We start from the raw sequence: 1,559 nt of genomic DNA, 5'->3' as shown, positions 1-1,559 counted from the left end.
CAGGTGGACGCCGTCCTGCTGCGGCTGCGGGACGCCCTGGCGCAGCGCGAGGACGAGGTGACCGCCCTGCGGGCCCGGGTGGCCGAGCTCGAGGCCGCCGACCCGTCCCGGAGCGATCCGGCGGGGCGTGCCTGAGTCGCGGGCCGGGCTCGGTGCGGGCCATCGTTTGGCGCGAGCACGCGGAATCCGCGATAATGGTGATGTGACCGGCCTCGCGCACGCTCGCGTGCGGGGGCGCCGGAGGCGTCCGGACAGTGCCCGCTCCCGCGGTCACCGGACGCCGTGACGGGAACATCATCCAGAAGGGAAGTCGCAATGGCCGCCATGAAGCCCCGCACCGGGGACGGTCCCATGGAAGTGACCAAGGAGGGGCGCAGCCTGATCATGCGCGTGCCGATCGACGGCGGCGGCCGTCTCGTGCTGGAGATCAACGCGGACGAGGCCCGCGAGCTCAAGGAGTGCCTCGAGGGCGTCATCCAGGCCTGAGCCCTGACCCCTTCGACGCGGACGCCCCGCGCACCGTCACGGTGCGCGGGGCGTCCGCATCCGCGTCCCCGCCGCGGATCAGCGGCGCACCGCGATCAGCACGCCCGTGCCGGAGGGGACGACGGCGGACAGCCAGTGCTCGTCCTCCCGGATGAGGCGGTCCACCGCCCGGGCGGACACGGTGGACTCGTCGCGCACGGCGGGCCGGGGAACGCGGTCGCCGTCGAGGGCGTCCACCACGACGAGCACGCCGCCGGGGGCGAGCATGCGCGCGGCCTGCTCGACGTCGAACTGACGTGCGGCCGGGTCCCCGTCCACCAGGACCATCTCATAGGCGCCGCTCGTGAGCCGGGGGAGGACGAGCCGGGAGCGCCCCGTGATCATGCGGGTGCGGCTCGTGGGCAGGCGGGCCTCCGAGAACGCCTCGCGGGCCGCGCGCTGTGCCTCCGCGTCCGGGTCCACGGTGGTGAGGACCGTGCGCTCGGGCAGACCGCGCATCAGGGCGAGACCCGAGACGCCGGCGCCCGTGCCCACCTCCACGACCGCCGCGGGGGCACGCGTGGCCGCCAGCACCGTCAACAGGGCCGCCGTCCCCTCACTCACCGGCGGCACCTCCAGCTCGGCGGCGCGCTCGCGGGCGCGCAGGACGACGTCGTCTTCGGTGGCCCGGCTCTCCGACCAGGCCCAGGACGCGTGCTTGTCGGTGGGCTGGGGCTGCAGGGCGCTCATGGGTGACTCCGGGACGACGACGGCGGGACCTCGCCCGCGGCACGGGCGACGCGGGCCAGTGTACGGGTCGGCACGCGGCCGCGACCCAGAGTTCTCCCAGGAGGCGGGCCGATGATGGGAGATGGCACGAACCGGCTCCCGCCATGTGGGAGGCCGTTCGCCGGGCCGAGGACGCGAGGACCGAGGAGGTGGCCGCATGGGACGTCGACACACCCAGCGCCACATGGACGCCTACCTCGAGGGCGCCCTCCCCGCCGCGTCCCGGGCGCGCATCGCCCGCCACCTGGACCGCTGCCCCGAGTGCCGCGCCACGGTCCAGGCCCGGGCCCGCGTGCTCGACGCCG

At 75.6% G+C, this 1,559-nt stretch carries 3 protein-coding genes; 2 read left to right on the top strand and 1 reads right to left on the bottom strand.

The window, feature by feature from the left end:
* Positions 1-315 precede the first annotated feature (315 nt).
* Positions 316-486 carry a DUF3117 domain-containing protein gene (locus tag D8M29_RS11905; protein WP_002855133.1) on the top strand — a complete coding sequence of 57 codons (171 nt, stop codon included), beginning with the start codon at positions 316-318 and terminating at the stop codon, positions 484-486.
* A gap of 78 nt (positions 487-564) precedes the next feature.
* Here the strand turns inward: D8M29_RS11905 and D8M29_RS11900 are convergent, their stop codons facing one another.
* Positions 565-1,215 (bottom strand): O-methyltransferase, encoded by a 651-nt coding sequence (locus D8M29_RS11900; protein WP_036339203.1) that lies wholly within the window; start codon positions 1,213-1,215, stop codon positions 565-567.
* 121 nt (positions 1,216-1,336) lie between these two features.
* On the opposite strand from D8M29_RS11900, the gene D8M29_RS14395 reads away from it, so the two are divergent.
* On the top strand, positions 1,337-1,559 hold a 223-nt coding region (locus D8M29_RS14395), incomplete at its 3' end, for a zf-HC2 domain-containing protein (protein WP_370450176.1).

The sequence above is a fragment of the Micrococcus sp. HSID17227 genome (genome assembly GCF_003989405.1).
Taxonomy (GTDB): domain Bacteria; phylum Actinomycetota; class Actinomycetes; order Actinomycetales; family Micrococcaceae; genus Micrococcus; species Micrococcus luteus.
Note: the sequence above shows the minus strand (reverse complement) of the source record. Positions and strands in the feature narration are given on the sequence as shown.